The 19,014-nt window shown below is 40.2% G+C and carries 11 protein-coding genes; 8 read left to right on the forward strand and 3 right to left on the reverse strand.

Annotated features, from left to right (window positions below; translation table 11 throughout):
- Positions 1-4: 4 nt before the first annotated feature.
- Both R2S08_RS20460 and R2S08_RS20465 read right to left on the reverse strand, forming a co-directional pair.
- A complete protein-coding gene (locus R2S08_RS20460) occupies positions 5-1,468 on the reverse strand; it encodes a TolC family protein (protein ID WP_316836877.1) in 1,464 nt (487 codons plus the stop codon).
- A gap of 25 nt (positions 1,469-1,493) precedes the next feature.
- The gene (locus tag R2S08_RS20465; RefSeq protein WP_316836878.1) at positions 1,494-2,738 is read right to left on the reverse strand and encodes an efflux RND transporter periplasmic adaptor subunit; all 1,245 of its coding nucleotides are present in this window, start codon (positions 2,736-2,738) and stop codon (positions 1,494-1,496) included.
- Positions 2,739-3,020: 282 nt separating this feature from the next.
- Here R2S08_RS20465 and R2S08_RS20470 point away from each other — a divergent pair, with 282 nt between their 5' ends.
- The 5 genes from R2S08_RS20470 (at position 3,021) to R2S08_RS20490 (ending at position 11,280) form a co-directional block, all read left to right on the forward strand.
- Positions 3,021-3,563: an RNA polymerase sigma-70 factor gene (locus R2S08_RS20470; protein ID WP_316836879.1), complete on the forward strand. Its 543-nt coding sequence runs from the start codon at positions 3,021-3,023 to the stop codon at positions 3,561-3,563.
- Between the two features lie 58 nt (positions 3,564-3,621).
- The gene (locus R2S08_RS20475; protein ID WP_316836880.1) at positions 3,622-4,755 is read left to right on the forward strand and encodes a FecR family protein; all 1,134 of its coding nucleotides are present in this window, start codon (positions 3,622-3,624) and stop codon (positions 4,753-4,755) included.
- Positions 4,756-4,919: 164 nt separating this feature from the next.
- Positions 4,920-8,231 carry a TonB-dependent receptor gene (locus R2S08_RS20480; protein ID WP_316836881.1) on the forward strand — a complete coding sequence of 1,104 codons (3,312 nt, stop codon included), beginning with the start codon at positions 4,920-4,922 and terminating at the stop codon, positions 8,229-8,231.
- Positions 8,232-8,242: 11 nt separating this feature from the next.
- Positions 8,243-9,883 (forward strand): RagB/SusD family nutrient uptake outer membrane protein, encoded by a 1,641-nt coding sequence (locus R2S08_RS20485; RefSeq protein WP_316836882.1) that lies wholly within the window; start codon positions 8,243-8,245, stop codon positions 9,881-9,883.
- A gap of 185 nt (positions 9,884-10,068) precedes the next feature.
- A complete protein-coding gene (locus R2S08_RS20490; RefSeq protein ID WP_316836883.1) occupies positions 10,069-11,280 on the forward strand; it encodes an FN3 domain-containing metallophosphoesterase family protein in 1,212 nt (403 codons plus the stop codon).
- A 60-nt stretch (positions 11,281-11,340) separates the two neighbouring features.
- Here the strand turns inward: R2S08_RS20490 and R2S08_RS20495 are convergent, their stop codons facing one another.
- Positions 11,341-12,378 carry a hypothetical protein gene (locus R2S08_RS20495; protein WP_316836884.1) on the reverse strand — a complete coding sequence of 346 codons (1,038 nt, stop codon included), beginning with the start codon at positions 12,376-12,378 and terminating at the stop codon, positions 11,341-11,343.
- A gap of 398 nt (positions 12,379-12,776) precedes the next feature.
- Between R2S08_RS20495 and R2S08_RS20500 the strand changes: the two genes are divergently transcribed.
- The 3 genes from R2S08_RS20500 (at position 12,777) to R2S08_RS20510 (ending at position 18,781) form a co-directional block, all read left to right on the forward strand.
- The gene (locus R2S08_RS20500) at positions 12,777-15,146 is read left to right on the forward strand and encodes a beta-L-arabinofuranosidase domain-containing protein (protein WP_316836885.1); all 2,370 of its coding nucleotides are present in this window, start codon (positions 12,777-12,779) and stop codon (positions 15,144-15,146) included.
- A 197-nt stretch (positions 15,147-15,343) separates the two neighbouring features.
- Positions 15,344-17,473: an FUSC family protein gene (locus R2S08_RS20505; protein ID WP_316836886.1), complete on the forward strand. Its 2,130-nt coding sequence runs from the start codon at positions 15,344-15,346 to the stop codon at positions 17,471-17,473.
- A gap of 72 nt (positions 17,474-17,545) precedes the next feature.
- Entirely contained in the window at positions 17,546-18,781 is a 1,236-nt protein-coding gene (locus R2S08_RS20510; RefSeq protein WP_316836887.1) for a thioredoxin family protein, read from the forward strand.
- Positions 18,782-19,014 lie beyond the last annotated feature (233 nt).

The raw sequence follows: 19,014 nt of genomic DNA on the forward strand, positions 1-19,014 counted from the left end.
AAGATTAAAAATTACCATTAATTTTTTTATTTGTGACAAAATCATAAAGGGTCAGTACCCGAAGGTTGAAGTAGGCATTCCAAAAGCTTTTTAAAGAAAAAATATAATCCCGGCGCGCCTGGTCTTTCTCTTGTAAAGCGATGTTCAAATCAGTAATACTTAAATCGTTAAGCAGATATCTTTTTTTTGCGATTTCAAAACGTTCATTTGCAGTATGATTTGCCTCGGAATTGGTTTGCATTTGCTGTTTTATCATCTCCAACTGCCTCAGCGTGGTGTAAATTTCCTGTTCAAAATTTATTTCAGCTTGTTTAATTGTTGCCTCCACCAGTTTCCGGTTGGACTGTGCTGTTTTAATTCTCGAAGCTGAACGACCCCAATCCAGAATTGGGATTTGAAAACCCAGACGGATTTCCTGCTGGTCTTTGGCATTATTATAGATTCCGGGGAGTTGGTCGGCTACATTTGTTAATCCAAACGTCCCGTAGAGATTTACTTTTAGACCATTTTCTCCTTTTGCTTTTGCGATGTCTTTATCAGCTTCTAATAACGCCCGCTTAAATTCGATGGCTTTCTGCCTGTTATTTTTTGCTTGCTGAATGGCTACTTCTTTATCAACCTCAAAAGTCAATAAATTTTCTGGAAGGATGAGCTGAATTTGATTATTGGCCGCAAAACCAATAAAAGATTTCAATTGAAGGTCTGAGGTTTCAGCTTCTACATTAGCCTGGGCTACCGCTTTCTCTGCATTTAGAACGCCTAACTTCAACCGCAACAGCTCATCTTTTGATAGCCTTCCTAAAGCAGCTTTTCCTTCACCAATTTTGTAAATTGTTTGGTTATTTAACAGGTTTTTAGATGCGATGTCTTTGTTGATTTGAGCAATAAGTAAACTGAAGAACAGTTCCGATGCATCTCGCCCCACTAATTCTATGTCCTCGTTATATTTCCTTTGTGATTCTTCGTAGCGCAGTGGTTCAATTTTTTTATCCCAGGCCAGGGCGTTGAAAGCAAATAGGGGTTGGTTTAAACCAATGATTAGAGGATTTCCATTATAGCTGGTTTGTTTGCTGTTAAAATCTGAGAACCGGAGTACATTAGAACCCAGGAACAGTTGGCCGCCGGTTAATGCGATATTTTGTGTCAGCCCCAGATTTAGTTGTGAATTATCGTTGATCACAGGCTTAAACTGAACTGTTCCGTCTGGTTGGACCACAGGTATATTCGTTTTGCTAAATTGTGGAAGTGTTCCATCAAGCATGAGTTGAGGACTATAATTAGATTTAAAGGTTTTGTACTGCCAGTATTGATTTTCACGAATTGTGGCTGCCTGTACTGCTGCAGTTGAATGCGCTTTAGCTATCGTGATCACATCTTGCAGGTTTAGTTTTACAGTGTCGTTGAGACTCTGACTTTTTACCAATGCTGGCATAACAATCTGAGCAAGCAATATCATTGACTTAAGCATAGTTCTGTGTGTTGTTTAAGGTGGATTATTTGATCTTGACTTTGCTGAGGTGCATGAAATCCTGCATTTCTGATGTGATTACGGTTTCTCCAGCTTTTATACCAGATAGTATTTCTATATAATCTGAATTGCTTTCTCCGACTTTTACATTTCTTAATACAGCATTTTCGCCTTCCAGTACAAATAGTTTTTGTTCCTGGGATCCGTTAAAGGCCGGGCCATTTTTTACCCGTACGGTATGTTCTTTAAAGGAAGTAATTACAAAAACATCGGCCTTTAAATTAGAACGAAGTAGTTTTGAGTTTTTGTTGTTTAAGTTGATGGAGAACTTTACTGTGCCATTTTCAACTGCGGGTTGCACGTTGCTGATACTTCCCCTAAGATCGGTGTTGTTGATTCTTATTAAAGCCATTCTGCCAGCTTTGACTTCATCGGCATAGGTGTCGGAAATACTCGCTTCTACTTTAAAACTGCTCAGATCTGCAATGCGTACGAGTTCTTCGCCTTCATTAATTTCTGCACCAATTTTATTGTTAACCCAGGTGATCACCCCACTTCGGGGGGAAGAGATAGAGGCGTTTTTTAGTTTGTCGCTAAGACCCTGGATATCTTTTTCACGGATGTTGATTTCGTAGCCAAGACTTTTTAGGTCTGCCTGCATGGTTGCCTTTTGATTATCAATCTGATTTTTGATTTGTTTTAGTTCCAGTTGTGCTACATGGAGCGTTAACCGGGCTTGTTTTACGTTTTCGTCTGTACTTCCGCCAATATCTAAGAGGGATTGTTCATGAGATAATGCAGTTTCCAGGCTACTGATCTTCATTTGCTTTATAGCATATTGCGTTTTTAGTTCATCAAGGCTTTTCTGGAGTCCTAGAGATAACTGATCTATTTTATTGCGGTTTACGTGTTGTTCCTCATTTAATTTTTCATAGGCGAGTAAAGAGGCTTCTTTGTTTACCCGTAAAATGGATTGGCCTGCCTGGACTTTTTCTCCGGCATTAAATAATACTTGTTCTATTTTAGCAGTTACAGGAGAACTGATGGTTACCTCGTACTCGGGAGTAATAATTCCTGATGCAGGAACGGTTGCCTCGATAACACCTGTTTCTGCAATTGACGTGGTGAAGGTACTTCGCTTAACAGAAGGCTCTACTATGCTTTTAAATTTAATAAAACCAAAAGCGATAACAGCCAGGATAAGTATTGCAATGATGTATATTTTGTTTCTGCGCCGGGCTTGCTGTTTGGCTGAAATTTCACGATCCATAATTTAATTGTTTAGATCCTGTATTTCAATGAAAGTGCCAGAGATAAGTTCCTTGTATTTAGTGTGTTATGTTTTTGTGTTGGAGTTGAATTGTTTCATTGTGGACACTGTGTTTTAAATTGAAACAGTTAATACATCTTCAGTTAAATCTATTTAACCAAACGATTATCAAATCTTTAAATACAGCTTACGCAAACGGTTGTGTTCAGAATTGGTTTGTTATCCTGATAATTTATAATTAGAATTGTTTCTTATGGTATCTCCCGATGATTAATTAGTTTTATGATGAAGTCAAGAGATTTTGAAAGATTGTATTCCCTGTACTACGCTTCAGTACGTGATTTCATCAAAAAATATGCTTACTCAGCAACGCTGGCTGAAGACCTTACGCAAGAAGTTTTTATAAAAGTATGGGATCACCGGGATCAGCTTGAAGATGTGACCTATCTTAAAACTTATATATTCACTATGGCCAGGAACCATACCTTTACTGCATTGAAAACCATCAGCAGGTCTAAGGAATCCTTAAATAATATGGTATGTGAAATCCCGGTTTTGCAAACCTTTGCAGATGATGATCTGCAGGTCAAGGAATATATGGACTTTATCACCCAGGTTTTGGAGCGCATCCCATCCCGGTCGAGAACAATTTTTAAGCTCTGCAGGGAGGAAGGAAAGAGCTATGCAGAAGTAGCAGAAGACCTCGGAATCTCTAAAAATGCTATAAAAAACCATATGGTAGGCACCATGAAAATCCTGAAAAATGCAGTAGAGGATAGGTTTGGAATTCCACTCAGTGTATTCTTATATATTCTTTTAAAATAAATTTTTCTTTTTTGCTACCCTACCTTTCTTATTTATAGTCTAACCTGAAATGACTCATATGAGAGAAGCTGCATTATATAAAAAACTGGTTGAACGTTACATCGAGAAAAAACTTTCCTCCGAGGAACTGGAGGTGTTTTATCATCTGCTGGATGAGGGGAAACTGGATAATTATATTCTCGATGCTATGGATGAGGACATTGCAGTAATACCTGAAAAGCCCAAAGTCCAATTGCACAGATTCTCTTTAAGTAAAGTTATTAAAATTTCTGCTGCGGCCTGCATTCTTGTTGCAGTGGGTGTGGCATTTTTTATCAGGCAAACTAAAGTTTCCCATGAATCTTTTGTACAGATAGAAGACAAAGCACCAGGGGCTCAAAAAGCTACACTTGTACTTGGGTCGGGCGAAACCATCGACTTGAATAATGCCCCCGATGGTCAGATAAGGACATCTGAAAACGTGAGTATCGTTAAGGACCAGGACGGACGGATCAGTTATAAAGGAAAAAGGGATCCGTCTGGTGGAACGGATGCTTTCAATATGATAAAAGTACCTAAAGGAGGCCATTATGAAATTAGTCTGGCCGATGGTACTCGGGTATTTTTAAATGCTTTTTCGACACTCACCTTTCCAAGTGTGTTTACCGGGAAAGAGCGTCTGGTAAAGTTAACGGGAGAAGCTTATTTTGAAGTTACACCAAGTTTTAAAGCGGGGGGGAAGGCCTTTGTTGTAGAAACAGGGAATCAAAAAGTGCAGGTGGTGGGAACCAGCTTTAATATCAATGCTTACACCGATGAACCATATACCAAAACAACCTTGTTGAAGGGGAAAGTAAACGTTCTGACCTCTGCCGGAACCACTAAGCTGGTTCCTGGGCAGCAGTCCAGCATGGATTTTAAAGGTGTAACTACAGTGGCAAACGTTGATCCAGAAACCGCTTTAGACTGGAAGAACGGAGATTTCATTTTTGTGAATGAAAGTCTGAGAAGTGTAATGAGAAAATTAAGCCGCTGGTACGATATGGATGTTGTATACGAAAAAGGAATTTCAGACGAAACGCTAAGTGGTCAGATTTCAAGAAATAAAACGCTTTCGCAGGTGCTTCAATTGTTATCTCTGTCTGGCGATTTTAACTATAAGCTGGATCATAACCTGTTGCATCTGTATCCAAACACCAAAGCAGTCAAATAATCCAACTATAACAACCAAACAACAAAACAATATGAAAGAAGAATCAGGTTAATCAACAGACCTCAATACCATGCTACAGGTACTACCAATACCTCTGGCATAGGATACGGGACAACGAAACAAATTTGTGAAATCAATTTAATTAAACCCCAAGTTTAACAAATATGAATAATTTTTATTCTGAACAGCCAACAGGCTATAGTCTGTCTGTTGGGCATGTTATGGTATTGTCGCCCATGAAATGGACTGCAGTACCCAAACATTTTATTAAGGTCATTTTATACATGAAACTGATTATATTTTTTCTGGCGATTACATGTTTACAGGTTTCAGCCTCGGCATTGGCTCAGAAAATTACTTTATCCGAAAAGAAATCCCCCATGGAGGAGGTATTGAAAAAGATCAGAAAGCAGGGAAAGGTGGATTTTATCTTCAAAACGAAGAGGATGCAAATAACAACCCCAGTAACCATACAGGTGAAAGGGCAGGAGCTGGATGAGGTGTTAAAGCTAATTTTTAAGGATCAGCCAATAGATTATGTTTTTGAAAACAGCTGGATTGCAATCATTGATAAAATGCCTGTAAAAAAGGTATTAGAGGAAGTAAGTCCGGTAGAAGATCAGCAACATACTGTTTCTGGTCGGGTAACAGATGAGTCTGGTATCGGCATACCGGGGGCAAGTGTAACAATTAAAGGGACAAAAAACGGAACCTCCACGGACCCCGATGGAAACTTTAAGATCTCTGCCAAAAGTGAGGATGTATTGCTGATCAGTTTTACGGGGTATACCAGTCAGGAGATCCAGATCAGGAACCAATCGATGATCAATGTGCAGATGAAGGAGGAGCATAAAGTATTAAGCGAGGTCGTGGTTGTGGGTTATGGCTCGCAAAAAAAGCAAAACATAACGGGCTCCATTGCTATTGTGAAAGGCGAGGACCTCAAGAATGCCACATCTCCGAATGTGAGTAGTCTTTTACAGGGCAAAGTTGCAGGTTTGGAAGTTGCGAACAGCAGTGGTAAACCCGGTTCTACACCAACCGTTAAAATACGTGGAGTAAGTTCTATCAGTGCTTCCAAAGTGCCTATTTGGGTAGTAGATGGGGTTATACAGCATGACGTGCCCAACCTGAACCCATCGGATGTGGAGTCTATTTCTGTGTTAAAAGATGCGTCGTCTGCAGCATTATATGGTTCAAGAGGTGCAAATGGCGTTATCGTGGTCACAACCAAGGCGGCTAAAGAGGGAAAAACAGCCATAGTGTTCTCTAGTAAAACCGGAGTGTCGAATTTTAATATGGCCCAGTTTAAACTGATGGATGGACAACAGCTTTATGACTACTGGGGCAGTTTTGCCAATCAGAAGGATCTGCCAGACTGGTATAAAAGTAACTTGCTACAGACCAATACCGATTGGGTGAAACTGGGTACCCAGCATGGTCTTACGCAGGATTATAATTTATCGGTTTCTGGTGGGACAGAAAAAGCCAGGATTTATGCGGGGGGGAACTATTTTAAAGAAAATGGTTCTGTGAAAGGAATGAGTTTTGATCGTTATACCGGAAGGCTAAACCTGGATTACCAGATCTCGGATAAGATTACTTTTAGCCCTAAGCTCTATACAAGCTATAGTCAAACAGCCGACCGACAGCATAGTATAAATGCGATGTTTACTTACTTGCCTTGGGATAACCCTTATACGGCAGAGGGTAAGGTGGTGAATGCGCAGGCGGCCGGATCCAATTGGAGAGGCAGGGATCTTTCTAATTACCTGTATGATTTACAGTGGAATTATAGCAATAGCGGTCGTTTAAATGCGATGGCGAATGCAGATCTTAGTTATAAGATCCTCCCTTTTCTGGAATTTAAATCGACCAATAACATTACCTATTATTCTACCAAAGGGCTGGTTTATACAGATCCACAATCTATTGCAGGACTGGCAGACAATGGCCGCATACAGAATTCCAATGCCTACAGGACAACGCGGTTTACCAACCAGATGCTTACTTTTAATAAGGTTTTTGGGAAGCACAGCCTGAATGCTTTGGCGGCTTATGAATTCAACGATTATAAATACGAGGATAATTCAGCTACAGGAAAGGGTATTGTACCCGGTATTACGGTATTGTCGGCAGCTTCGACTGCCCTTGGTGTAACCGGGGTTAAAAACGATTACGCGTTCCAGTCCGTTTTAATGAATGCCAATTACAGTTATGCAGATCGTTACGTTCTCCAGGCTTCGTTTAGAAGGGATGGTTCGTCTCGTTTTGGATCAAATTCTAAGTATGGTAGTTTTTACTCTGTAAGCGGTGCCTGGAATATACACCAGGAGGCCTTTTTTAAATCGACCGCTGTGAACTATCTGCGTTTGAAAGCTGCCTATGGTGGGGTGGGTAATACGCCAGAGACACTTTATCCTCAGTATGAGTTATTTTCGGTGAACGCCCAGTATAATGGAAGGCCTACTGCATTTCCATCTGCGTTGGGAAACCGGAACCTGACCTGGGAAAAAACATATGCTACTAATATTGGCCTGGAGGCTGGGCTCTATAACCGGGTAAACTTTACTTTGGAATTGTATCACAAAAACACCTCTGGCTTACTGCACTTTATTCCTCTTCCATATATTTCCGGTTATAACGGCTACTGGGACAATATTGGCCGTGTGCTTAATAAAGGACTGGAGTTAACAGTTGATGCAAAAGTGATCAAAACAGAGGCGCTGACCTGGAATTTAAACTTTAATCTGGGTTTAAACAGGAACAAGGTGAAGGAATTGTATGGTGGGAAAAGACAAATTAACGGGAACCAGGTCATCGAAGAGGGGCAGGATATCAATACCTGGTATATGCGTAACTGGGCTGGTGTGAAGCCTGAAGACGGTACACCGCAATGGGAGATCTTGGATCCGAACACCGGCGCTAAAACGCTGACTGGAAACTATGCTCAGGCTTCATTGCAGCGCGCAGGAAATGCCACACCAAAATATTTTGGTGGTGTCAACACAGATCTGAATTATAAGAACTGGTCACTGTCTGCCAACCTGGCCTTTACACAGGGTATTCTGGTTTACAATGCAGGCCGGGAATTGTTTGACAGTGATGGTGCTTATGCAACCTATAACCAGATGCAGTTAAAGGACGGCTGGTCAAGATGGACACCTGAAAATCGCAATGCTACACATCCACAAGCATTCTACGGAGGTAATAATCGTTCGAACGGGGTTTCTACCCGCTATCTGGAAGATGGATCTTACCTGCGTTTAAGGAATGTTGCCTTGAGTTATAAAATAAATAACCGGCTTTTAGACCGGTTGAATGTAAAAGGGATTACAGCCAGCATTGCGTTAGATAATGTGTTCACAATCACCAAATATTCAGGATTAGACCCTGAGGCTGCAGCCAATGGTGACAACAATTCACCTTATCCTCTGCCTAAAAGGATAATGTTCGGTATTGATGTTAAATTTTAAATTTTCAAGACATGAAACCATTTATATACATATCATTCCTATCCCTGCTTTTGATGACTGCTTCCTGCAGTTTAAACAAAACGCCATATGATTCCCTGACACCCGATGGATTGAATAATTCTCCAGGGAGTTTAAGATCTGCTACCGACGGCAATTATGCGAGGCTTAAAACCATGGCTCTGGGCTGGTACCGCATACAGGAGTTTCCCGGTGATAACGTTTCTTTGAGTGGGGTAACAACGTCTCACCTCATCTATTTGTACAATTACCAGCGTATCCCAACCAATAGTTTCGCCAATTCCTTCTGGCAGAATTCTTATCAAGTCATTGTTGCGGCCAATAAGATCATTGAAACAGTTCCCGCAGGGCAATCGGCAACAAATGATCAGCTTTTAGGTGAAAACTACTATCTGAGGGCATTACTTCATTTTTCGCTCTGCAATGTTTTTGGTCGTCCTTACAGCCATGGAACGCAAAACCTTGGTGTACCTGTTAAAATTGATGCCGACCCGAATAATCATCCTATACGTTCTTCCGTAGGAGATGTTTATAAACAAGTGGTTGCGGATCTGAATAAAGCAATTGGCTTGATGAATACTTATAAGGGTAGTGTATATGCCTCCAAGGAAGCTGCCTGGGCATTGCTTTCCAGGATTTATCTGTATATGGAAGATAACCAAAAAGCCATTGAATATGCCGACAAGGTCATCTCTTCAGGACGCTATACTTTGTTGCCAACTGCAGATCTGGCCAATTATCCGGTTTTTAAACCAGAAGATAATAAGGAAACCATATTTGCAGTAAAATTTATTCCAGACCAGGACCTGGCAGATAACGGCTGGAGTAATATTGGTTCTATTTATTCAACGATCAGCGGGGTTGGATATGGAGAAATGTACGCATCGCAAAGCTTTTTGGAGCTGGTGCAGAGATATCCCCAGGATGTGCGCAATAGATTTATTTCACCACTATATTTAAATAATGGAAAGGAGTGGGCTATTTACTCCAATTCTGCTTCACAATATGTTAAGGTACCTCTTCTGAAAGAAAACGGCCTCTATTATTATACTGATCAGAACAACCAGAAACAAGCAGTGGAAAAGGAGAGCGGAGTTTCTGGCCTTCCTGTGTATTCGATCAAACTGGCCAATAACTCCAAAAAAGTAGTAAGGGTAGAACCAGAGGTAGATATGCGCAACGGATATCCTAAGTATTTTATCATAAAGTGTTCGCGTCAGGAAGGGCAGTCTCAACTGTGGTCACCAATTATTTCCAGGCTTGCAGAAATGTATCTGAACAGGGCAGAGGCCAATGCAAAGCTGGGCTTTAACGATGCGGCACTGGCAGATCTTAACTTGATACGCAAGCGGGCAGGGATTCCTGATCAAGGGGTGTATACGCTCCAAAATCTGCCATCGGGGCAATCCTTACTAGACGTTGTACTGGACGAGCGGCGCTTGGAGCTGGCCTGGGAAGGACACCGTAAGTTTGATATTTTTAGGAACAAAAGAAATCTGGACCATAATTTCCCTGGTGTGCATTTAACTGGAAACGGGGCAATAAGGGATGTGTCGTGGCAGAGCAATGCAATTGTAGAATATATTCCTGAATCTCAAATACTGGTGCATAAGGGGCTCCAGCAAAATCCATAACATCAACAGGTTAAAAATGCCGGAAATGCTACCAACATTTCCGGCCAAATACCTGGGACAACGAAAACAAATTTTGTGAAATCAATTCTATTAAACCCCAAGCAGTACCAAATATAGGAATAATCTATATTCAACAAAGCTGAAGAGACTATCGTTTACAATATTTAAAAAACAATCTAAATCTGATGAAAGAAAATTTATTAAAGGAGAACAGAAGAACATTTCTCAAAGGGGGGCTTGTTCTTGGCGGGCTCGCTTTGCTAAGCCCGGAAAAGGTAATTTCCAGCCCTGCCCATACACAAGATGATGAATTTAAGATTCTTACGGGACCTTACTTGCAGACTAACTTTGGGAACAGCATTTCTATTTTATGGATTACGAGTAAAAACAGTGCCAGTTGGGTAGAGTATGGTGAGGCAGCAGACAAAATGGACAAAAAAGCTTATGGGAGAAGCGAATTGGGCTTAAAGCCCGCAGGTCGTTTAAATTGCGTGAAGCTGGAAAACCTGCAGCCTGGTGCTACCTATTTTTACAAAATTGTCTCCAGGGAGATTAGCGATTTCCAGCCTTATAAGCTGACTTATGGAGATAGTATTTCTGGTGCTACCGAAAGTTTTGTCAATACAAATGTTGCAAAAGAGGAGATTTCGTTTGTCATGATCAATGATATTCACGACAGACCGAAGTCTATTCCTCAGCTGCTGGACCTCGATAAAGGGAATAAGCGCGATTTTATTTTCTTCAACGGCGATGTTTTTGATTACCAGACGGATGAAAAACAGATTATAGATCATATGCTTCAGCCCTGCGTGGACTATTTTGCGAAAACCACACCATTTGTTTATGTGAGGGGGAACCATGAAACCAGGGGGAAATTTGCCCGTGATTTTGCAGCATATTTTGACCATGTGGGCTATACTGCATTTACCTTGGGCCCTGTCCGTTTTGTGATCCTGGATACCGGAGAAGATAAAGAAGATACACATCCCGTATATGCTGGTATTGTAGATTTTGACCGGTATAGAGAAGAGCAGGCTGTTTGGCTTGAGCATGAAGTTAGCCGTAAAGAGTTTAAAAATGCACCTTTCCGTATTGTGATGATGCATATCCCCCCTCGTTATTCTGGTGATGCGCATGGGGCTGTTCATTGCACACAATTATTTGAGCCGATTATGAACCGTGCAAAAGTAGATTTGGTATTAAGCGGTCATACACATCAGTATAAAGTTCATGGGCCGGCTCCAAAGCTGAATAATTACCCGATCATTATTGGTGGTGGGCCGAGGGATGGTTTCAGGACTTTAACTAAGATTACTGCAAGCAGGAAACAGGTGCAGGTGAGTATGCTGGATGATTCTGGCAAGGAGGTCGGGGCATATACGGTAAGGCGTAAATAGGGTGTTTTTGTGAAACAGTACGATGAGTCGGATGCATTCAGCTCATCGTGCTGTTTCTTCTTATTCTTTTATCCAGTTGAAGCCAGAGGTAACCAGCGTAAAATCTTTTCTGGTTAGCTCAACACTTACAGAATCTTTATAGAATTTACCTCGTAAGCTTAGGTGATCTGGACTTGGAATGGTATAGCTGAAATGATGGGTAGAATTGTCGTTTGAAAAATTAATCTCTATCCTTTTCTTGAGGGTATCAACATGGATCTTTCCCCGTTCCATATCATCATTTCTATATCTGAGGCCAGACTCATATTCAGCGCCTATCAGTAAGAGCTTCCAGCCCAAGTCGGTGGGCGTTGTTTCGTCGTTTTTTGTAATAGAATCTATACGGTAGGCGCCATACAGCGGAGGTTTAGACATCATATTCGCGTAAGGTTCCTTCATATCATACATGTGGGCAATCCCTGTAGCTAGTGCCAGAATAATAAAGGCATATTTCAGCATATATTTAGCGTACAAAAGCCATTTCTTCTTGATGCCGGGTGCAGGCATGATTTTTAATGCGACAGCTTGTCCTTTAAAAAAGAACGCGATCAGGCGATTGAAATTTGGTATAAGCAGGAAAAGACAAAAAATAAAAAGTGCAGTGGAGAGCATTTTTACAGGTACATTATAAAAATAGTTTATTGCCATAATGTTTGCCGTTGTCATTAGTGATAGAAATGCTCCAATCGTTACTGTTTTTCTAAAAAACAGCAGGCAGGCAAATAACTCCGCAATTCCTATGAACAGATTATATCCTTTAGAAGCTCCAAAGAAGTTCCAGGCTAAGCCCATTGAGTTGGATTCACCATAATTTTGCGTAAGCTGTATAAGGCTGGGGAATGGAAATTGCGTTTTAGCGAATTTAACCAATCCATAGTTCAGGAGCATGGTGGCCAAATAGAAACGAATGGCTACGGTGAGCCAATAATAGAGTTGGTTATAATGAACAGCTTTCCGGTCAATTACAGTCCATATGATTGTTCCTATTATAGAAAATAAGGCCACCAACAGGAGGGACACATAATGAAATAATGTATCACCACTTCCACTATAATGCATGGATGCATCTTTAAGCAGGCCTAGATATTGTTTTGAAAACCATGGCACAAACTGTTGAAACAGTCCTAAAGGATACTTTAATGCTAATATTAATAAAGGGGAAACACCATTATTAAAAATAATTATAAAAAGAAAGAATGCTAGAAAGACGAATCTGAAGCTTATCTTTTGTATTCGGCTCCAATGGTTTTCCAGCTCTAAAGTATTGTCCATGTATGCGCAGTATTTCTTGAGGGTTAAACTAAAATGCAGTTAATATCACAGGTAGGCATATAGCCAGTGGTTTTGGATATAGATGGAAAGATAAATAATTTGCTTCTTTTGCCGGTGGTTCTTTTATAAGTTTTTATATATTCGTTTTTATAATCGTCAATAAGACGTTTAAATAACCAAATTATATGAGAAAACAGACTGCATGCAAAAGCTATAAGATCATCATTGTTGTTTTGTTTATAGCGTCATTTGGTACTGCTTTTGGGCAAACCAGCTTGCAGCCATTTAATTTAACCGCAGTCCGCTTGCTCGACGGGCCATTTAAGCAGGCACAGGAAACCGATAAAAAATATATGCTTTCGCTGGATCCGGATCGGCTTTTAGCACCATACTTAAGAGAGGCCGGCTTAAAACTAAAAGTGGCATCATACGGGAATTGGGAAAATACGGGGTTGGACGGGCATATTGCAGGGCACTATTTATCGGCCCTGGCTTTAATGTACGCCTCTACAGGTGATACAAAAATTAGGGACCGGATGGAATATATGATTGCCGAACTGGATAAATGCCAGGAAAAAAACGGCGATGGGTATTTGGCAGGTATTCCAGGGGGGAAAGAAATCTGGAAGGAGATTAAAGCCGGGAATATACACTCGAATAGTTTTTCGCTGAATGGAAAATGGGTGCCATTATATAATATCCATAAAATTTATGCAGGTCTTTACGATGCTTATGCGGTTGCCGGTAATGCAAAAGCAAAACAGATGCTTATTAAACTGACTGATTGGTGCATAGACCTGGTTTCCAATTTATCCGATCAACAGGTACAGGAACTTTTAAAAAGCGAACATGGTGGATTAAATGAAACTTTCGCACATGTTTATGCCATAACAGGTGATCAAAAATACCTTCAATTGGCCAGGCGGTTTTCGGATCGCTCTATTTTAAATCCACTGTTAAAGCATACAGATGCTTTGAATGGTTTGCATGCGAATACCCAGATTCCTAAAGTGATAGGTTTTGAACAGATTGCCTTGTTGGATAAAGATGCCGATTGGGCAAAGGCCGCTGCTTTCTTTTGGAAAACTGTAGTAGAGCACAGAACGGTAGCCATTGGCGGAAATAGTGTGAGGGAGCATTTTCATCCAGCCAATAACTTTTCTACGATGACCGAATCGCGGGAAGGCCCCGAAACCTGCAATTCTTACAATATGTTGAAACTGACCAAACAACTATTTTTGGCTGCGCCCTCTAACACTTACCTCGACTACTACGAACGTACACTCTACAATCACATCCTGTCTTCACAAAGACCGGAAGGTGGCTTTGTGTATTTTACGTCTATGCGACCTGGACATTACCGCACCTATTCCAGCCCACAGGAAAGCTTCTGGTGCTGTGTAGGCTCAGGGCTGGAGAACCACGGTAAATATGGAGAACTGATTTACGCGCGCAGCAAGAATGATGTGTACGTCAATCTTTTTATTCCTTCTATCTTAAACTGGAAAGAGAAAGGTATTCAGCTTACGCAGCAAACCCGTTTTCCGGAAGCTGAAAATACTTCCCTCAAATTCAACTTACAGAATAAAAAGCATTTTACTTTATATTTTCGGTGTCCACTTTGGGTAGAACAAGGAAAAATAACTGTTTTGGTGAACGGAAAAAAAATATCTACTACAAGCGATGCGAGAGGGTATGCCAGTATCGACCGTGTTTGGGCTACTGGTGATGTGGTTGATATTTCATTGCCGATGCATACGACTACGGAGTTTATGCCGGATGGCTCTGATTGGGTGGCCTTTCTCCGTGGGCCGATTGTACTTGCTGCGGCTATGGATACTTTAAGTCAGCCCAATTTAACGGCCGATGGCAGTAGGATGGGGCATATTGCTTCAGGGCCTCTGTTGCCGATCAGTGAGGCCCCGCTTGTTACCGGAGTTAAAAATACGCTGGCAGATGAAATTACATTGGCGGATCAGAACAGCTTGACTTTCAATGTTCAAAATGCCATTTATCAGCCCAAATATAAATCATTGAAGTTAGTTCCTTTTTATACTTTGGCCGAAAAACGGTATGTGGTGTATTTTCCTTACAGCAATCCGGAAACTTTACCTGAACGAGCCAAGGAGATTAAACTGGCGGAAGAAGAAAAAATGAAAATTGAACAGCAAACTGTCGATCTGGTGAATGTAGGAGAACAGCAACCGGAATCTGACCATAACTTTAAGGGCGAACAAACAGATAATGGAATTTATCAGGAAAGGCATTTTAGAAATGGAAAAGGGTGGTTTAGTTATGTGCTTAAAAATAAAGATCTATTAGCCAATAAGTTCGTCTTAATCTATTCTGGGAAAGAAAAAGATAGGGATTTCTCTATTTTGATCAATGGCGTTCCAATTGAAAATGTAAAATTAGATGGAGCCAAAGGCGATGTCTTTTATACGCAAGAATACCATATTCCAAAAGAACTATTAAAGACAAATGTAGAAGTGAAATTCGTTGCAGGTCAAGGATCGGCTATTGCGAATATATATGAGGTTAGATTGATGAAATAGAGGATAGTTCCTACTCTGGATAAAAGTGTTATCTCCTATAAATGGATAAGACACATTAAGCTATGGTACTGAAGCAATCATGTCACTAATGGCATTCTGGTTTTGAAGTTTAAAATAATTCGCTTTTAAATGCATGACTTGCTAACCACATTCTGATTTTATATAATACTTTTGCAGCCGAAAAGATCATATAGATCATGTTTAGCAAGAATTTGGTGAATTGGGATAATGTAAAAACCAGGCTGACCCGCTTGATTTATGGAGAGTATTTTACAGATGCATTGCGCAATACAGCATCGGTTGTACTGCCAGTTGTTCTGTTGTTTTTTAATCACCAGGCTCACGCTGCAATAGGGGTTGGGGTAGGTGCACTGCTGATTAGCTTAACTGATGTTCCCGGTAATAAAACGAATAAATTTAAAAGTGCTGTTGCCTGCATTATAACGTTCTCTTTAACTGCATTCATTATTTCTTCTTCACTCCATCATCCCTGGTTTACAGCCAGCGGTATTTTTCTGTTGTCGTTCATCTTCTCGATGCTCGCAATTTTTGGGTACAGGTTTGCATTAATGGGTACAATGGCATTGATATTGGCTATTTTTACACTTGGCCTGCATCCAGAAGACCCTTTGTTGTTTAGCTGGTATATTTTTCTCGGCGGATCCTGGTATTACCTGATCAGCTTGCTCCAGATCATCATCTGGCCTTACCGTTCACTCCACCAGGCCATTTTTGAGTGTATTACCAGTACAGCTGCTTTCCTGAAATCAAAAGCAAATTGTTATAATGCAGATGTTCCATTAGAGGAATGCTATCAGGAAAATATTGCTTTACACATCAAAGTCAGTGAAAAGCAGGAATTGATCAGAGAACTTCTGCTTAGTGATAAAACGGCTATGAAGCCGACCAATGAAAGAGGGCAGCAATTGTTGAGAACAGCCATAAGCGTAATTGATTTATATGAGCAGGTCACAGCCATACATTACGACTATGCTTTTGTGAGAACAGCTTTAAGTAAAACGGGTGCTTTAAGCCTGATCATAGAGTTGATTGAAATTCTTGCCGAAGAAATGAATGTACTGAGTGGTACTTTCCTTAGGCCATCCAGAAAAGCACAGCAATCGCTTCGTTTGATCAAGTTTGAACAGGTTAAAACCTCTTTAAGAAATTATGTAATAGCTGAAAATGAGACAAATGCATCTATTCTTCTGAAGGTTCTTAAAAACCTTGAAGATATTGCTTTGCATATACAGGTTATTAGAAAAGATCAACCTATATCGGCGATTCATCCTGATCTTAAATGGAATGATATTGCTTATGAAGATTTTTTACCTCCTCAGCTTCTAAAACCAGGTTCATTAAAACAACATTTCTCCTTTAGCTCTCCAATTTTTAGGTTTTCTTTAAGGTTGGCATTTCTGTGTTTAGGCGCTTATTTGATTACATTTCTATTTCCATATGGAAAATATAGCTACTGGATGCTGCTGACCATTGTCATTGTTGCAAAACCCAGGTTCGGACTGACATGGAAAAGAAATATTGAACGTTTATCGGGTACTTTTATTGGCGCAGTCCTTGGACTGGTTTTATTGCTGATCATCAGACAAGAATCCGTACTACTTAGCCTTTCCGCATTTTTTCTGCTTGGTTTTTTTACATTCAACCGCATTAAATATGTGGTCAGTGTAATCTGCATTACTGCAATGGTTATTCTTTGTCTAAGTATTTACATTGGTCATACCGATTATATTATTACTGAGCGTATTGGTTATACTATTGCAGGATGTGCGATGGCCTTTCTTGCTGCTTTTCTTTTTCCAATATGGGAGCTTAAGGGGCTTAAATCATTGATATCAAATATCCTTGATGCCAATATTAATTATTTAAATAAGGTGATTGCAGAGCTGTGGGGAGAAGGGATCGGAATTACAGAATCCAAGCTTGCCCGCAAAAGTGGCTATATCCAGCTGGCTAGGTTTTCTGAAGCGCTTCATTATATCCACCTGGAGCCTAAGGGTAAAAGTATTGATATTCAGGGTATCCATAAAATTCAAATTCTCAATTACAGGATCAATGCGATTATCGCTTCACTCTCCCTGTCGGCAAAGCAACAGGATCAGTTGGATTCTGATCGTCTTACCGTAGAACATGTTGTCAAAAACTTAGATTATTGTCTTAAAAAAAGTCTTTTATTAGATCTTAAAAGAATCAATACAGAGGTGCATTGGTCAGAAAATGAGATCAATAGCAGTAATGAAGGTACATTGCACCATCAACTCCATCTTTTGTTATCATTATCATCGGTACTGAAGACCCATTTCAGTTAATGTTATTTAAGTATACCCTTGTGTCAGAGGAATTTATTAAATTAGGCCTTAGAACTTATAACATAAAAACAAATGAAGAAATTAGTATTACTACTACTTGTGCTGCCATTTATGGGTATTGCACAGGAAAAAGGAACCCATTTTGAACATGGGGCAACCTGGCAACAGGTAAAAGAAAAAGCAAAAAAAGAAAATAAATACCTTTTGGTAGATTGTTTTACCACTTGGTGCGGTCCTTGTAAATATATGAGCAGCACTATTTTTCCGCAGGAAAAGGTGGGGGCATTTTTTAATAGGAACTTTGTGAATGTAAAGGTGCAGTTTGATAAAACAAATGGTGACAGCGAAGAGGTTAAAAGCTGGTATGCTGATGCTGATGCGATCAACAAGGCTTATAAGATTCAGGCTTATCCAACTTTTCTGATCTTTGCTCCAAATGGTGAACTGGTACATCGTATTGTTGGCGGTGGAGAAGCAGATCAGTTTATTGCTAAGGCCGAGAAAGCACTGCACCCGGAAACGCAATATTATACCCTGTTGAAAAAATACGAAACAGGAAACAAAACTCCGGAAACATTAAAACAACTTGCTTTTGCTGCAGAAGAGGCTTATGACAAGGAAAATGCAGGCAAACTGGCAGCAGCTTATCTGGATACACAGAAAGATTTGTACACCAAGGAGAACCTGGAATTTCTAAGCAAATTTACTGATAATAGTAAGAGTAAAGGTTTTCAGTTACTGCTTAAAGATCCTAAGAAGGTAGATGCTGTACTTGGAAAAGGTAAAGCTAATGCTGTGCTGGGCGGAATCATCCTTCAGGAAGAAGTTTACCGGTACCTTAGAAATCCCAAAGCAAACCTGGATTCTTTGATTGCTGTTGCAAAGACAAAATATCCTGCTGTAGATATGGGTCAGCAAACAGATCTTCTTCGGGTTCAGTTTTATCAGAACACAGGTAACTGGTCTAAATTCCAAGCTGCTGTATTAGCGTATATGGGTAAATATGGGAAAGAAACAAATGGACAGATGCTCAACAGTTTTGCATGGACAATTTTTGAAAATTGTAAAGATCCGGAATGTGTTGCACAGGCCCTTGCCTGGAGTAAACGAAGTGTAGATGAAACACAAAGCAAAGAACCTGCTTTTTTGGACACCTATGCTAATCTGCTATATAGAACCGGAAAAAAAGATGAAGCCATTGCTGTGCAGCAGAAAGCTATTGCATTAGTTCCGGAAAATGAGAAAGGAACTTATCAGACTACCCTTGATAAAATGCAAAAAGGTGAGAAAACCTGGGTAGAAAAGTAAGATAAATATATAACCTTTTACTGGGGGGCGTTGCATCTGACGCATATCTTGTTGGGGTCTTGTTGGGATAAGGGTACCTTTTACCCCAACAAGACTCCACCCAGACCCCAAGCAGATTTAGGGGGGGCTCTATTTAAGCCATAATCTGCTATAATTTCTATTATATCCTTCAAGAACCAAAAAATGACACTGATTTAAATTTATTTTCTTTGTTATGTTTGTTTAGTATATGT

This window comes from Pedobacter nutrimenti (assembly GCF_032678445.1).
GTDB classification, from domain to species: Bacteria; Bacteroidota; Bacteroidia; order Sphingobacteriales; family Sphingobacteriaceae; genus Pedobacter; species Pedobacter nutrimenti_A.